We start from the raw sequence: 16,645 nt of genomic DNA, 5'->3' as shown, positions 1-16,645 counted from the left end.
TATCAGTAGTTTTTGTACTGATTTATCCGATTTACTAAATTGTCTATCAAACCGCTCTGAAAAAAGGAGTTTATAAACCATGGCGCTTTTTAATTTCTTCTAAAGAATAAGCGACCGGGTTTCGCTTAAACTCTGTTAAAGCATCATCATAAGCCTTGAGGTCATATTCATCTTCGATACGATCCAGCACAACATCTTTAATATACTGAGATATGGTTTTACCATGTAATTTCGCTATATCTCTGATTAATTTCCTCTCAGTATCCGTCGCTCTCAAACTGATTGTCGTCATTTACCCTCTCCCGCACTTGTAATACAAGTGTATTATTCGTTTTAAAGGAATATAGCCTAATGGAGCTACCATAGGTGGGCATAATTGTCACTCTTACACCACTCTCAGCTAAAAATCACAATGCTTTGAATGTGAGCTCACAATACGCACAAACTCTCCTGCTGGCACGTCATTTGTTACCCATGTATTACCACCAACAACAGCTCCTTTACCTATCGTAATTCGTCCTAGAATCGTTGCTCCCGCATAAATAACGACATCATCTTCTACGATAGGATGACGAGCAAGCCCTTTATGAAGACTACCATCCTCATTTGCTGGGAAGCTCTTAGCCCCTAAGGTCACAGCTTGATATACCCTGACATTACGACCGATAATCGCCGTCTCACCAATAACAACTCCCGTACCATGATCGATAAAAAATCCCGCACCAATAGTTGCACCAGGGTGAATATCAATCCCTGTTGCACTATGTGATATTTCAGCAATGATACGCGCGGTAAGCGTAGCACCTAATTTATAAAATTCATGTGCAATACGATGGTAAATCATGGCTTGAATACCAGGATAGCAAAGCAATACCTCATCTACACTTTGTGCCGCAGGGTCACCTGCATAAGCGGCCAACACATCACTGTCTAAGAGCGAACGAATCTCTGGTAACTTTTTAGCAAACGCACGAACAATACAGGAGGCCTGATCCTTGATTTCTTCCGGAGTGTGATGTTGATCATCACGATAATGATGTCGTACTTCCAATTCAATTTGTGCCAATAAGGCACTCAATGCAAGACCAATAGTATAGCCCACATAAAAATCCTCATTTTCATGGACTAAATCATCTGGCCCTAGTCGCATCGGGAATAATGCACCACTTAGCTGTTTAACAGCATCATCAATCGCACTAGGAGACGGAAGGTGACGACCACCTTCTTCGTTCAAGCGATTTTGCGACGCACGCCATTTTTGACGTACCTCACGCAAGCCTTTCACAATTTCTTCTTGATCAAATGTTAGAGGCTGTTTTTCTTTGCATTTATAAAAAGGCATATTTTCTTCTCATTCTATTGTGTCGTTAATGATGTAGAGATGGTTCCCGGATTTGGTACAGACCATCCACCTCCTAGCGCCATTATCAGATCAACGGCAGCTTGTAAGCGCTGACTTTTTAATTCTAACGCACTAATTTCTGTATTATACGTACTCTGTTCTACCTGTGAAACACTGAGATAATCAACCAAACCTGCTTGGTATTGATTGCGTGTAATTTTTAGTGATTCTCTAGCCGCCACTAAGGCTCTTTGCTGAACAGCATCCTGATCTTTTAACACAGACATCAATGTTAAATTATCTTCCACTTCTTTTAATGCCGTCACTACTGTTTGTCGATAGTTAGCTACTGTTGCACGGTAATTGACTTCACTTGTGGCAATAGCCGCTCTTCTAGCACCACCATCTAAAATACTTAACGCTAACTGGGGACCCAAAGACCAAAAATTCAAGGGTGCAGCAATCCAATCAGCAAAATTACTATGCTGCAATCCTCCACTCGCACTTAAACTTAATGTAGGAAACCATGCTGCTTTTGCTACACCAATTTCCGCATTTGCAGCAGCCACTGAACGCTCGGCTGAATAAATATCTGGGCGCTGTAGCAATAGAGCTGATGGTACAGATAATGGGATACTAGGCATAGTTAAGTTAAATGTTGTAGGACTTAAGGTAAATAACGTTGGTGCCTTTCCTAACAAAACCGCAATAGCACTTTCATATTGCTGCCTTGTTGAACGCAAACTAATCGCCTGAGCTCTAGCATTTTCCAATTGCGCCGTAGCAGCCACCACATCTGCCCTAGCCGCCACACCCTGATCATAACGATTTTGATTTGTTTTGACCGATTTTTCATAAGTAGCCACTATTTGATTAAGTAGTTTTTGCTGTTCATCCGTCATACGCAAGGCAATATATGCTTTAACGAGTTGAGCTTGTAAACTTAATTTTGTATCGGCAATATCGGCCGCACTGGCTTGGACAGAATACTGTTTAGACTCAACTTGGCGACGTACCTTTCCCCATAAATCAGCTTCCCAAGCAATTGTTCCTGTCGCTGAATAAGCATTAGTACTATTTTGCTGATTACCACCAGATTTGGTATAACTTGCACCGGAACTTACAGTAGGAAACAAAGAGGCTTGAGCACTTTTCATCGTTGCTAGCGCTGCATCATAATTTGCCAAAGCCTGTTCTAGTTGATAGTTATGGGTATTTAGCTCTTGAACTAATTGATTTAACTGAGTATCTTGAAAACGCTCCCACCAAGCGCCTCTGTTTAAACTATCCGTTGCCGTTTGTTGCCAGTCTTTAAAGGTAGTCGCTTTGTAATTTTCACCCATTTCAATTTCAGGGGCTTGTTTATAATCAGGTCCTACTGCACAGGCTGATAACAAACCACTTAGGAGAATAATACTGATTTTTTTCACTATCATTGATAAACCTTTACAAAAACAATTAGGTGCTTTTTTTGATAAACCGGTGACGCATTTTATCTAATAATAAATAAATGACTGGTGTTGAATATAGTGTTAATAATTGACTCAAAATTAATCCACCCACAATAGTGACACCTAAAGGTTGACGCATCTCCACACCTGCACCAGTAGCGACAATCAATGGCACAGCACCAAAGATAGCTGCTATTGTCGTCATCATAATAGGACGAAAACGCACTAAGCAAGCCTCATGAATCGCTTGCTCAGGTGACATAGCCAATTCCCTTTCTCGACTAACAGCAAAATCTACCATCATAATGGCATTTTTTTTCACAATCCCAATCAATAAGAATACCCCAATCAAGGCTATTAGAGAAAACTCCATATCAACTAGCATCAATGCCATCAGAGCTCCTAACCCTGCTGAAGGCAAAGTCGATAGAATCGTCAATGGCAACACGAAACTTTCATATAAAATTCCTAGCACCAAATACATTACAATAATCGCTGCCAAGAATAAGAACGGCTGTTGCTGTGTACTTTGTTGTAGCAATTGTGATGTACCACTCGCCTCAGCTTGAATAAGATTAGTAGGTAGCGATACTCTTTCCAACGCTTTATCAATGGCTTTCATGGCTGTTTCTAATTGAACCCCTTCTGCCAAATTATAGGAAACAGAATCAGATACCATCAACCCTTGATGTCGTACACCCAATGGTGCTGCACTAGTCGTAAACTCTGTCACAGCACTAAGTGGAACAGCCTTACCGTCTGCCGTGATTAAGGTAATTTCTTTAAGTACATTAGGGTCTTGTGAAAACTCTCTTGCTGCACTCATAATCACATAATACTGATTAAGTGATCCATAGAGAACCGAGACTTGAGCACTCCCAAATAAACTACCCAGTGTATTAGTAATCAAATTCATACTAACCCCTAGCCGTTGTGCCGCTTCACGATTAATTTTTAGCTCAACTCTACGTCCACTATCTTGTGTACCCTGCATCACATCAGTTAGCTCAGGTAGTGCTTCCAGTGCTGTTTTGACTTTGGGCGTCCATTCTCGTAAAACGATTAAATCACTCGCTTTTAGTAATAAATCATAAGAGCCTGTCGAACCACCAGGAGGTCCACCACCAGCACGAATATCCTGTTGTACCACCAAAGAAATTTGGGCTCCAGCCACTTTGCCAAATTTTTGTCGCAAGCCATTGATAACTTCTTGGGCTCCCTTTTCACGATCCTTAACTGGCTTAAGCTGAATCATTAAAAAACTACTATTTGTACCACCTCGTCCTCCAGCATAGCCCATTACTGTTTCGACATTAGGATCAGCTAGAATTATTTTACGGTAGTAATCTAATTTAGGCACCATCGCTTGGAACGATGTCCCTTGATCCACCCTAAAAAATCCCATAATCACCCCTGTATCTTGGGTCGGAAACATTCCTTTCGGGACTATCACAAACATATACACGTTTAGTGCTATCGTTCCTATAAATACAAAAAGGGTAATAAACTTGAACTTTAAAGCAATAGCTAGGGTTTTACCATAGAGCTTTTGAATAACATTAAAAAGCTTATCAAAGCTCTGAAAAAAAATAGGTTTAGCTCGTTCCTCTTCCTGAGCTGTTAGCCAACGCGCACATAGACTAGGTGTTAAGGTTAAAGAAATCAATAAAGAGACCAAAATAGATACGGATAACGTAACCGCAAACTCTTTAAATAACACCCCTAGCAAATTATTCATAAATAACAAAGGGATAAATACAGCAATCAATGAGAGACTCATACTGAGTACCGTAAAACCTACCTCCGCTGCGCCTTTTAATGAAGCAGATAATGGTTTTTCACCTGCTTCAATATGCCGCATAATATTTTCTAAAACAACAATAGAGTCATCCACCACAAAGCCTGTAGCGACAATCAATGCCATTAGCGAAATAGTATTTAATGAGTAACCTAAAAAATAAATCGCAATAAAGGTACCTAATAATGATACCGGGACACTGATAGCTGGAATAAGTGTAGCCCTCCATCTACCTAAAAATACCAAAACCACCAATATCACTAATATCACCGCAACGATTAAGGTCACCTCCGCCTCATGTAAAGTAGCACGGATACTCGGACTACGATCTTGCACAACCGTGAGATTTACTGTACTTGGTAATAAGGCCTGCAGTTCAGGTAAGCTTGCTTTAATGCTATCAACCGTTTTAATAATATTGGCACTAGACTCTCGTCGAATTAATACGTTAATGGCTTTTTGATCATTATAAAAACCGTTATTAAATTCGCTTTCAATATAGTCATATACATTAGCAATATCTTTTAATCTTAAAGCATTTTGATTTTGCCAACGAATAATCAAGTCTCTAAAGTCATTAGCTTTGCTTAACTTACCATTTGTTTTAATTTGCCAACGATACTGGTCATTTTCCAAAAGACCTGTTGGATTTAGTGTATTAGTTTGATTAATAGCCTCTCGTACTTCACTCAGACTAACCCCATACGCACTCATAGTAAAAGGATTTAAGTCAATACGCACCGCAGGTAGAGAACTTCCCCCTAAAGAGACCTCACCTACCCCTTCAATTTGCGCTAGTTTTTGTGTAAGAATAGTACTTGCCAAGTCATATAACTGCCCTTGGTCATGAGTTTCTGACGTTAATGCCAACGCCATAATAGGCATGGAAGATGGGTTTAATTTTTTAAATGACGGTGGCGTACGCATACTACTAGGCATTAATGGTCTAGCTGCATTAATCGCTCCTTGTACCTCTTGAGCTGCCTCATCAATATTTTTATTAAAATCAAACTCTAGGAAAATTCTCATACTCCCTTCAGAGCTATTAGAACTCATAGAGCTTAATCCAGAAATACCTCCCAAGGCCCTCTCCAAAGGCGTCGCAACACTACTCGCCATAGTTTCTGCACTAGCACCAGATAAGGATGCTTGTACAAAAATCATAGGAATAGACATATTGGGCAAAGGAGCAACTGGCAAAAGAAAATAGCTCAGCACTCCCATCACACTTAATGCCAACGCTAAAAGTGTGGTAGCAATAGGTCTTTTGATGAAAGGCGTTGATATACTCATTCCTCTACCACTCTAGTTGACTCACTTTTTTGAAAACGATGGAAGAATAAATAAATAACTGGTGTTGTAAAAATAGTCAATAACTGACTGCAGAGTAACCCACCAACCATCACCAACCCTAATGGTGCTCGCAATTCTGCACCCATACCTGTTGATAGCATTAATGGCACAGCACCAAATAAAGCGGCTAAGGTTGTCATCATAATAGGTCTAAAACGCAATAGTGCGGCTTTATAAATCGCTTCTTGAGGTGATAAACCTTGCTCTCTTTCTGCATGTAAAGCAAAGTCAATCATCATAATTGCATTTTTCTTCACAATACCAATCAGCAAAATAATCCCTATAATGCCGATCATATCTAGCTCTTTGCCAGTAAATATCAACGCTAATAAAGCACCAACCGCGGCAGAAGGTAATGTTGATAAAATCGTAATAGGATGAATATAGCTTTCATACAATACGCCTAATACGATATACATCGTAAACACTGCTGCTAATAATAGCCATAGCGTATTGGTTAAAGAGCCTTCAAACGCTTGAGCTGCCCCTTGTAGCTGCAATTGAACACTAGCTGGCAAATGAATATCTGCTGCTTGTGCATAAATTTCATCTACCATTTCTGACAATGAATAACCGTCAGAGATATTAAATGAAATCAACGCTGAAGGGAATTGGTTAAGTCGTTGCTTTTCTAACTGTGCTTGACTTTGAGAAATCTTCGCTACCTTATCCAATTGGACAACACCATTAGTACCGGTCACATAGATTGATGCTAGGCTATCTGGAGATTGTCTAAACTCTGGTGCTACCTCCAGAATAACTCGATATTGTGCTGATTGGGTAAAAATTGTCGAAATTAAGCGCTGCCCATAAGCATTATAAAGCGCCTCCTCAATCTCTGACATAGAAATACCTAAGCGACTAGCAGCTTCTCTATCAACATCAACATTAACTTGTAAACCATTTGTCTGGAAATTATCCGTGACACCCCATAAACCCGGCAATCCTTTTAACCGCTCTACCAATATAGGCACCCACTCTTTGAGTAACTGCTCATCGACTGAACTCAAGGTCATTTGATATTGAGTCCTAGAGACTTGCGTATCAATCGTAAGATCTTGAACAGCTTGCATAAAAACTTGAATACCAGTATTTTGCTGCAATAATTGTTGGAACCGCGCCATCACCTCTTGCACAGAATCTCGCTCTTGATCTGTATGTAATTGCACTAAAATTCTGCCCGTATTCAATGTTGAATTATTGCTATCAACACCCACAAAAGAAGACACACTAGCCACATCAGGATCTTTTAATAACTGCTCTACTACTTTTAATTGTCGTTCGGACATTTGTTTAAATGAAGAAGATTGAGGTGCTTCAGTGACAATCTGTATCATTCCGGCATCTTGAGCAGGGAAAAAACCTTTGGGAACAACAATATATAATAATGCTGTAAATACTAAGGTAGCTATAGCAACTGCTAAAGTAATCAATTGATGGCGTAACACTACTTGTAAAGCCTTATCATACAGATGAATAAGCTTATCAATCATATTACTTAAAATTTTAGAAATAGACCCCTGTGCGTTTTCCGTATGTGACTTTAACAATCGCGCACATAGCATGGGGGTTAGTGTCAAAGAAATAGCTAATGAAATTAAAATAGCTACCGCTAAAGTAACCGCAAATTCTTTAAATAATCGACCAATAACATCGCCCATGAATAACAATGGAATTAATACCGCAATTAATGAAATCGTCAACGATACCAATGTAAAACCAATTTCCTGAGCCCCTTTTAGAGCAGCAGCAAGTGGACGCTCACCCTCTTCAATATGCCTAGCAATATTTTCAATCATCACAATCGCATCGTCCACCACAAAACCAGTAGCAATCGTAAGCGCCATCAATGATAAATTATTTAAGCTAAAGCCTAAAAAATACATAATGCCAAATGTACCAATAATAGAAAGCGGTACAACAACAGAAGGAATAAAGGTGGCGGTAAAGCTATGTAAAAACACAAATGTGACTAATACCACCAGTAAAATCGCCATTAGCATTTCGGTTTGTACATGCGAGATAGATTGTTTGACCGAAATAGTGCGATCCGACACAACAGCAATATCGATAGAAGGAGGTAAGCTTTTTTGTAAATCAGGTAACATTTCCTGTACTTTACTTGCTACCTCAATCACATTTGCATTTGGCTGACGTTGAATATTCAATAACAAAGCAGGCTCAGTACCATACCATGCTGCCTGACGAATATCCTCGGCCTCATTAACGATTTGTGCCACATCTTGTAGCCGCAAAGCAGCGCCGTCTTGATAGGTTAATATAATATTTTTATATTGCTCTGGACTTCTTAATTGTCCATCAGTATAAATCGTTGTAGATCGCTTTGGACCATCAAAATTACCTGTTGGTGAATTAATATTATTACTGGAAATTGCCGTTTTAATATCATTTAGGCTTAACCCATTACTTGCTAAAGCCTGAGGATTTACCTGAATGCGGATAGCAGGTTTTTGCCCACCAGAAATACTTAATAAGCCTACACCGTCAATCTGCGCAATCTTTTGAGCAATCCTAGTCTCTACTAAATCTCTCGCCTCGTATAGTGGCAAGCTATGAGAGGTAATCGCCAAAGTTAGCACCGGTGTATCCGCTGGATTCACCTTGTTGTATACTGGTGGACTCGGTAAGTCTGAGGGTAATAAATTACTCGCTGCATTAATCGCCGCCTGAACCTGTTGCTCTGCAACACTCATAGAGAGTGTCAAAGAAAACTGCAAGGTAATCACTGAGATACCCGCAGAGCTTGATGAGCGCATTAATGTAAGCCCTGGCATTTGCCCTAATTGTTTTTCTAATGGGCTACTCACTAGAGATTCCATCACCTCAGCGCTCGCACCAGGATACTGTGTCGTTACCTGAATAGTTGGATAATCAACTTGCGGTAAAGCGGAAACAGCTAAATTTTTATATGCCAAAAAACCACCAATCACAACGGCGATCATTAATAGAATGGTGGCTACTGGTCTTAAAATAAATTGACGAGAAATGTTCACGGGAGAATCTCAACTTTGGAACCATTACGTAAACGGTCAAGACCTTCTACAACAACTTGCTCATCAGCACTTAGCCCTGATTCCACTTGAGTAAAACCATTATCTACAATACCAAGTACAAGATTTTGAGTTTTAACGGTATTATCAGGCTGAACAACAAAGACAAAAGGACCAAAATTACCATACTGAATCGCATCATTACTAATCACCAATGCAGCTTCTTGCTCAGCAATAATAATTTTGGCATTGACAAATTGATTAGGAAATAGCTGAAAGTCTTTATTGTCGAAACGCGCTTTTAACTTAACACTTCCCGTTGTCGCATCTACCTGATTATCCATGGAAACGAGAACCCCTTCACCTAATTGTTTTGAGTTATCTCGATTAAAAATAAATACTTTTAGTGCTTTACCGTTATAAAACTGACTCGCTACCGCTGGAATGTAATTTTCAGCAATCGCAAAACTAACATCTATTGGTTGAGTCTCGGTAATTGTCACTAATCCATCTGTCGAACTAGCTGAGATTAAATTTCCCACGTCCACAGTACGTAACCCAAGACGTCCACTAATTGGAGCTTTAATCTGTGTATAGCTAAGATTCAAAGCCGCTTGATCTACAGCAGCTTGTAGGCTCTTTTGCGACCCCTCATACTCATTCACCAGTGCCTGTTGTGTCTCCACTTGTTGGCGAGCAATTGAATCTTGTTTAAATAATAGTTGATAACGTTTTAAGTCTTGTCTTGCATTATTTAATTTAGCCTGATTTTGAAGTAAAGACCCTTTTGCCTGATTAAGTGCTGCTTCATATTGACGTGGGTCAATCGTTGCTAACAAATCCCCTTTTTTGACTAATTGTCCTTCTTCAAAATGGATTTTCTGCAATGGTCCATCAACTTGGCTACGTACGATGACAGATTGAGATGGTACAACAGTACCTAAACTAGATACCGCTTGTGAAATTGACTTATGCTCTGCCTTGATGACTTTCACAGCAACACTCATTGCACCGGCACCTTGCATACCTTGACGAGCCTTACGCTCACCTGTTGCTGACGTTGTTTTGTTACCCACAGACGAGGAAGCTACTGAGGTTTTGTTATCCGCAGTAACGGTTGTGTTTGTTTGGGATTTCCCCAGCAATTTATTCCATACGTCAGGGTTATTTTGAAACCAAAAATAAGCTGCAATTACTGCTACTAATAAAAGTAAAATTTTAATTAAGGTACGCATACATAAAAACTGATTAGGCAACTATTATATTTTTACCCATATTCACGTTTTTTTGTACAAAAAGCTATGTATTGAAACAAAATGCTTATAACTTTTTGTAAGTTCTATCAGTCTTGTAAAGTAAGTACACTAAATTTGGCACAATGCCATACGAAAACCTTGAGGTTCTGTAATAAGTTGTTGGCGGAAATTTTCACTAATCCTAAAAAAGCGAATCATAATAACGTGCTTATTACCACTAATCTCAGGATAAATGCGTTGTCCTTTGGGCAACCAAACTCGTGCCATTTGATAAACCTTACCACCAATGCTTTTTTCAAATACACCATTGTCTTTGCTACTTTCCATGCTAGGCAAAGCTGCTTCACGCAATACTCGCAACGATTGAGTAATCGCTTCATACATAGGCATAAATGGTGCAATCAACTGCTGAATGACTCGCACTCTTTCACTCTCATTACCATTTAACCAAGCGGTATAAGATGGAAAATCCATTGGAGAAGTTCCACCCGGTGTTAGGAAGCGATTTTTGAGTGATAGTAACCACTCATTCTCCCTTACATAAAAACCTAATTTGGTAGAGGTTTGGAGATTTTTGGCAACAGTGGTCAATTGTAAAAGCGTTTTATCCAAAGACTCTATATCTACTCCCGGTGTATGACGAAAAGACTCTAAGCTCGCTTTCTGTTTATCGATTTCTTGTAAAACCCAATTTCTTGAGTCACCACGATCACACACATCCATAATCTCAAAAAGCATAGAAAAAGTCACATGCTGACTAGCAGGAGTTGGACTTTGACTATACGCAATAAGTTGTTGGAACAAATATTCCAAACGAATCATAAAGCGCGTTCTCTCATTAAATGGGTGTTCATATAAAATCAAAACAGTACCTTGTCCTTACTTATAGGGGTGTCATCACGGTTTCATTTTTAGCCACTGAATATGAAAATTATATGCTTGTTCTTGCAATTTATCCAAACTTATCCCTTTTCCATTGTAAATTACATCATCTGCATATAAAAGTCTTGTTTCTCGACTCGCTTGAGTTTGAAGAATTTGACGAATAGTTTGCTCAGACAAACCATTCCTTTTTTTTACTCTCTCAATTTGTACTTCAGGCTCACAGTCCACCACACAAATTCTATTCAATAAAGGACGATAACGATTAATAGACTCAATTAATAGAGGAATATCAAAGATGATATAGGGACTATGATGCAACCTTAATGCCTGACTAATCATTTCTTGTTGAACCAAGGGATGAATAATTTGCTCCAATCTTTGTTTTACTTCTGGATTTGAAAAAACTAATGTGCGCATAGCATCCCTATCCAAAGCATTCTCTGGAGTAATTACCGTATCCCCAAAGACCTCTCGTATTTGATCCATCGCTAACCCATTTGGCGCGGTTAATTGTCGAGAGATTTGGTCGGCATCCAGTACTTCAATCCCTTGTTTAGCTAGATATTGCGACACTGTTGTCTTACCAGATCCTATCCCGCCTGTAAGACCAATAAAGAGAGAAGTCTGCGACATATTTGCTCCTAACCCACCAAAAACAAGCACCAAGCCGATGTACAAATCCATGGTGCAAAAGGAATAAATGGTTTTTTATATCCCAGTAATCTTAACACAAGCAAATGTATTAGCCCCAACACACAGGCGACCAAGATGAGTATTAACCAGACTTTTACGGCAAAAAATAGCGTTAATACCGATAAAAAATAAATATCCCCTTGCCCAATGCCTTTACGAGTCAAAAAATAGGTCCCCCATAAAAGCGCCATACACAACACTAAGTCCTGACCCCGTTGTCTGAGTAACAGCTGCCATTGACAACTATTTGCATAAGAATACTCACAAAGCCAATATAACTGCTGCCCCTCAAATAACAGTCCCAATAAAAATAAAATAATTAAAGGAGTAAACGGAATCAAATACAAATGGAAATCACAACAAAAAATCCAAATCAGTAAAAAACATAGAGGCAAGATAATAAATTGCTTATCGGTATAAATAATATTAATTCCAAATGCATCATAGGCTATAAGAATGCTGATGAATAGCACAAACAAGCCTTGAATCTTATAAGTAGAAAGTCGTCTAGCATATGTTTGGTGACTATAAAAATGCGAGTCTTTGGGGTAGTGCTTATAAAATGACCAGACTGTGTAGCGCATCAATGTGGGTAATAACATCATACCCATGATGACTACAATCCCCCCTTGAATTATTACATTATCTCTTATGAGATAATATAAAGCCTCTTGCATCACTATCATAAACTCATTAATGCGTAGTAGAGGCTTGTTGCATTAAGGTTTGTTGAAGTAAGGAAACTAATTCTATAGCATTACGTACTTTTAACTTACGAAATATCCTAGAACGATGGACTTCAATGGTTCTTGTAGAGCAGCCTAATTTTGTCGCACATAACTTATTCGGCATTCCTTTGGATACCAACCACATAACTTGTGTTTCTCTAGGCGTAAGTTGCTGAAAAGGATTGGTAGATAAATTAACTGATGGCTCTAGCATAATGGTTCTCCTATTCACATAAAAGACTCATCATGCAAAAAAAGATAGGATACTTCAATTTGATAAAAGTATCCTATAAGACAGCTACATCACGTTTAGATTTCTAAATTATCAATCAAACGTGTGTTACCAAGTTTGGCGGCTGCTAGTACGACTAATGGCTCTTTATTTTGTAATTCTTCCATTGTAGGTACTAATAAATTACTTTGTTTACGTAAAGCAATATAATCCACTTTCCAACCACGATCATTCAGTAACTTAGTGGCATTGTACTCAAGCTCTTCACGATTCAAGTTACCTGCCATTAACTGATTTTTTACATCATTTAATGTGGCATATAACATTGGCGCCTCAGCATATTCACTTTGACTTAAATAACGATTCCGGGAAGATAAGGCTAGCCCATTTGCCTCACGTACAGTCTCATGCGCATAAATTTGTACAGGTAACTGAAACTGACGACACATACTACGCACAATCATTAATTGTTGATAGTCTTTTTTACCAAATACGGCCACTTTAGGCTGTACACAGGAAAATAGTTTCAGCACAACAGTACTTACGCCCTCGAAAAAGCCAGGGCGATACTCACCCTCTAAAATATTACCTAAATCGCTAGGAGGTTGTACACGATAATTTTGCGGCTCAGGATACATTTCTTTTTCAGTAGGAGCAAATAGCACATACACATCACGGCGTTCTTCTAGCTTAGCAATATCATCTGCTAAAGTACGTGGATATTTATCAAAATCCTCGTTCGGACCGAACTGCAAGCGATTGACAAAAATACTCGCTACTACAGGATCACCATGCTGACGAGCCAAGCGCATCAACGATAAATGCCCTTCATGTAGATTCCCCATGGTAGGGACAAAGGCTGTTCGTAATTGACCTCTTAACTGGTCCCTTAATTCTTCAATAGTATGAACAACTTTCACGGTATATCCTTTTAAACAGTTGTATTACTGGTATACGCTAAACGTACATAAATAGGCGCGTAAGGCTCTGCCTGCGTAATTTCTACCAATAATTCGCGGCTTAGCTCTAACATAGCAATAAAATGCACCACAATAACAGCCTGTGGAGCACCATCTTCAATGCGCTCCATAAACAATTCAGTAAATTCCATAAAACGAACATCAGACAAGCGACGCAAAATATGTGTCATATGGTCTCGCACAGATAATTGTTCTCGACTAATATGATGTCGCTGATTTAACTTAGCTCGTTTTAAAATATCTAACCACGCCTGTCGCAAATCATCTGGATTGACATCAGGCAACATCCTTTCAACGCTAATATTGGCTTGTGCATTGGCTCGCTCAAAATCTTTTCCTAACTGCGGCATTTCATCTAATTGTTTAGCCGCAATTTTCATTTGCTCATAGGCCAATAAACGACGCACTAACTCTGCTCGGGGATCCTCAACCTCTTCACCAGTATCACTCTTCTTAACTGGTAGAAGCATTCTTGATTTGATCTCAATAAGCATAGCCGCCATCAATAAATACTCTCCTGCCAGCTCTAGATTCTTTTGCCTAATCTGTTCAACATAACTCATATACTGCATCGTTACTTCCGCCATAGGAATATCGAGCACATTAAAGTTTTGTTTGCGAATCAGATAAAGTAATAGATCCAAAGGTCCCTCAAATGCTTCCAAGAAAACTTCCAAAGCATCTGGGGGTATATAAAGGTCTTGGGGAATATTAAATAAAGGCTCACCATATAGACGTGCCAACGCCACCGAATCAATAACATTCGGTGTGGTATCTACGTTAGGATCTATCAATGCGTCTAACTCCGCCTGAACAGGAGACATTATTTGGTCAGGTATACATAAGGCTGCTGATAAACACGGGCAGCCTTATACTGCTCTTGTTGCTCAGTATCCACAACTTTATCCCACAATCTCGCACGGCCAGCAAGCTGCTTTTCCATCGTTTCTGGGTGGTCTTTTTTGTATTGTTTTAAAAACAATGTTGCTTCAGATTCGTAACTTTTCGACATAGTATTCTCGAAAATGGCTATTAAAACTCTGATTATAACAAAATCAGTTACAAAGTTAAGCTATAAAATTTGCGCTAAAAATTGACGCCCTCTTTCCGTACGAGGGTGAGTAAAAAACTCTGCCGGTGGTGTTTGTTCAATAATTTGCCCTTGATCCATAAACACAACTGAGTCTGCTACCTTCTGTGCAAAACCCATTTCATGGGTAACACAAAGCATAGTCATACCCTCTTTTTCGGCTAATTCCACCATTACTTCTAACACTTCTTTTACCATTTCAGGATCAAGTGCTGAAGTAGGCTCATCAAATAGCATGATTTTGGGTGCCATACATAGTGATCGAGCAATGGCAACCCGCTGTTGTTGTCCTCCTGATAACTGTCCCGGATATTTATCTGCCTGATCGGCAATACGCACTCTTTCTAGGTACTTTAGCGCTGTCTCATACGCTTGTTTTTCACTTTGCTTTAATACCCAAATTGGTCCTAAGGTAAGATTTTCAATCACTGTAAGATGGGGAAACAAATTAAAATGTTGAAATACCATACCAACATCACGGCGAATTTCTTCCAAATGTTTAAGGTTATGGTTTAACTCTACTCCATTAATCGTAATCGTACCAGTTTGATGAGTTTCTAAACCATTTAAACAGCGAATAAGCGTAGATTTCCCTGATCCTGAGGGTCCAGAAATCACTATTCTTTCACCTTCTTTGACCTGTAGATTGATATTTTTCAATACTTGAAAATTACCATACCATTTATTGACATCTTTTAAGTCAATCATTACTTTTGTCATGAATTAGGGGCTCCTAGTGTTGCTTTCCAAGCTCTGCTCTAGTTTCAAGAAAACGAGAGTATCGGGACATAGCATAGCAAAAAATAAAATAAATCAATCCTATAAAGACATAAGCTTCTATACTAAACCCTTGCCAAACAGGATCAGCTAAAGCAACTTTAGCGGATAAGGTTAAATCATAAATCCCAATAATAACCACCAATGAAGTATCTTTAAAAATGGAAATAAATATACTCACTAACGGCGGGATAGCTACTTTTAGTGCCTGTGGCAAAATGATGAGACGCATGGTCTGCCAGTAATTCAGCCCTAACGAGGCAGCTCCTTCAAACTGTCCTTTTGGAATGGATTGCAAACCTCCACGAACCACTTCTGCTATATAAGCTGAAACATAAATAATCACGGCAATTTGTGCGCGTAATAACTTATCAATAGAGACACCTTCTGGAAAAAATAGTGGCACCATAACCGACGCCATAAACAATAAACTGATAAACGGCACTCCACGGACTATTTCAATATAAGCAATTGATAGTGACCTTATTAAAGGCATTTCTGATCGTCTACCTAATGCTAATAAAACCCCAAGCGGTGTCGCTATTAATATGCCAAAGATAGATAAAATCAAGGTGATGGGTAGTCCACCCCAACGTGCTGTTTCAATATAAGAAAGAGAGAAGAAACCTCCTCGCATTAGCAACCAAGCAATCGCTAACACAACAATCCAAATAGGGATAATAGTCTTATTCCAGGCTTTGGGTATGGCGGTATAAACAATTAATCCAATCAATAATAACGTAACTAAAAATGGTCGCCACTGCTCATCAAAAGGATAGACACCAAATAAAATTAAACGATATTTATGTTGAATAAAAGACCAACAGGCTCCCTGAGATTGGTGGCATTGCTGACCATCACTCGCCGTGAAATTCGCTTGTACAAAAAACCATTCAATGACTGGTGGCAACAAAAACAATAACAACCAAAGGACTAAAATAGTTGTCAAACTATGAGCCGGTGTCGCAAATAAGTTTTCTTTAACCCATGTGAATGCTTTTGCTGATCGTGATGAGTTTGGCATTGTTTCAGAAGATAATTGTGTCATT

General features: G+C 39.1%; 15 protein-coding genes. All 15 read right to left on the bottom strand.

All coding sequences use genetic code 11. The features are described 5' to 3' along the window. Positions 1 to 70: 70 nt before the first annotated feature. Complete coding sequence (gene relB / locus BQ4443_RS01040) at positions 71 to 292, bottom strand: type II toxin-antitoxin system RelB family antitoxin (protein WP_071057779.1); 222 nt, start codon at positions 290 to 292, stop codon at positions 71 to 73. A gap of 108 nt (positions 293 to 400) precedes the next feature. Next, positions 401 to 1,342 carry a serine O-acetyltransferase EpsC gene (gene epsC, locus BQ4443_RS01035; protein ID WP_023952149.1) on the bottom strand — a complete coding sequence of 314 codons (942 nt, stop codon included), beginning with the start codon at positions 1,340 to 1,342 and terminating at the stop codon, positions 401 to 403. Between the two features lie 14 nt (positions 1,343 to 1,356). Further along, positions 1,357 to 2,778, bottom strand: a complete 1,422-nt coding sequence (locus BQ4443_RS01030; RefSeq protein ID WP_071057778.1) for an efflux transporter outer membrane subunit — start codon at positions 2,776 to 2,778, stop codon at positions 1,357 to 1,359. Positions 2,779 to 2,800: 22 nt separating this feature from the next. Further along, complete coding sequence (locus BQ4443_RS01025) at positions 2,801 to 5,884, bottom strand: efflux RND transporter permease subunit (RefSeq protein WP_071057777.1); 3,084 nt, start codon at positions 5,882 to 5,884, stop codon at positions 2,801 to 2,803. Then, positions 5,881 to 8,958, bottom strand: coding sequence for an efflux RND transporter permease subunit (locus BQ4443_RS01020; protein WP_071057776.1), 3,078 nt, complete (start codon positions 8,956 to 8,958; stop codon positions 5,881 to 5,883). The genes BQ4443_RS01025 and BQ4443_RS01020 overlap by 4 nt, the downstream gene beginning before the upstream one ends. Next, entirely contained in the window at positions 8,955 to 10,190 is a 1,236-nt protein-coding gene (locus BQ4443_RS01015; protein ID WP_023952145.1) for an efflux RND transporter periplasmic adaptor subunit, read from the bottom strand. The genes BQ4443_RS01020 and BQ4443_RS01015 overlap by 4 nt, the downstream gene beginning before the upstream one ends. A 129-nt stretch (positions 10,191 to 10,319) precedes the next feature. Beyond that, positions 10,320 to 11,075: a cell division protein ZapD gene (gene zapD, locus BQ4443_RS01010; protein WP_031274757.1), complete on the bottom strand. Its 756-nt coding sequence runs from the start codon at positions 11,073 to 11,075 to the stop codon at positions 10,320 to 10,322. A gap of 33 nt (positions 11,076 to 11,108) precedes the next feature. Beyond that, positions 11,109 to 11,729 (bottom strand): dephospho-CoA kinase, encoded by a 621-nt coding sequence (gene coaE / locus BQ4443_RS01005; RefSeq protein WP_071057775.1) that lies wholly within the window; start codon positions 11,727 to 11,729, stop codon positions 11,109 to 11,111. 8 nt (positions 11,730 to 11,737) lie between these two features. Further along, positions 11,738 to 12,400, bottom strand: a complete 663-nt coding sequence (locus BQ4443_RS01000; RefSeq protein WP_071057774.1) for a prepilin peptidase — start codon at positions 12,398 to 12,400, stop codon at positions 11,738 to 11,740. 82 nt (positions 12,401 to 12,482) lie between these two features. Then, on the bottom strand, positions 12,483 to 12,731 hold the full coding sequence (locus tag BQ4443_RS00995) for a response regulator transcription factor (protein WP_023952136.1): 249 nt from the start codon (positions 12,729 to 12,731) through the stop codon (positions 12,483 to 12,485). Between the two features lie 95 nt (positions 12,732 to 12,826). Beyond that, positions 12,827 to 13,669 (bottom strand): pantoate--beta-alanine ligase, encoded by an 843-nt coding sequence (panC, locus tag BQ4443_RS00990; protein ID WP_071057773.1) that lies wholly within the window; start codon positions 13,667 to 13,669, stop codon positions 12,827 to 12,829. 11 nt (positions 13,670 to 13,680) lie between these two features. Next, complete coding sequence (locus tag BQ4443_RS00985) at positions 13,681 to 14,553, bottom strand: segregation and condensation protein A (RefSeq protein ID WP_071057772.1); 873 nt, start codon at positions 14,551 to 14,553, stop codon at positions 13,681 to 13,683. Further along, positions 14,553 to 14,741: a DUF3460 family protein gene (locus BQ4443_RS00980; RefSeq protein WP_023952132.1), complete on the bottom strand. Its 189-nt coding sequence runs from the start codon at positions 14,739 to 14,741 to the stop codon at positions 14,553 to 14,555. The genes BQ4443_RS00985 and BQ4443_RS00980 overlap by 1 nt, the downstream gene beginning before the upstream one ends. 60 nt (positions 14,742 to 14,801) lie before the next feature. Continuing rightward, the gene (locus tag BQ4443_RS00975) at positions 14,802 to 15,539 is read right to left on the bottom strand and encodes an amino acid ABC transporter ATP-binding protein (RefSeq protein WP_023952130.1); all 738 of its coding nucleotides are present in this window, start codon (positions 15,537 to 15,539) and stop codon (positions 14,802 to 14,804) included. A 13-nt stretch (positions 15,540 to 15,552) separates the two neighbouring features. After that, entirely contained in the window at positions 15,553 to 16,644 is a 1,092-nt protein-coding gene (locus BQ4443_RS00970) for an amino acid ABC transporter permease (protein ID WP_071057771.1), read from the bottom strand. Between the last annotated feature and the right edge of the window lies 1 nt (position 16,645).

The sequence above is a fragment of the Pelistega sp. MC2 genome, from assembly GCF_900099475.1.
GTDB lineage: Bacteria > Pseudomonadota > Gammaproteobacteria > Burkholderiales > Burkholderiaceae_B > Taylorella > Taylorella indica.
This window is presented reverse-complemented; position numbering and strand designations above follow the sequence as displayed.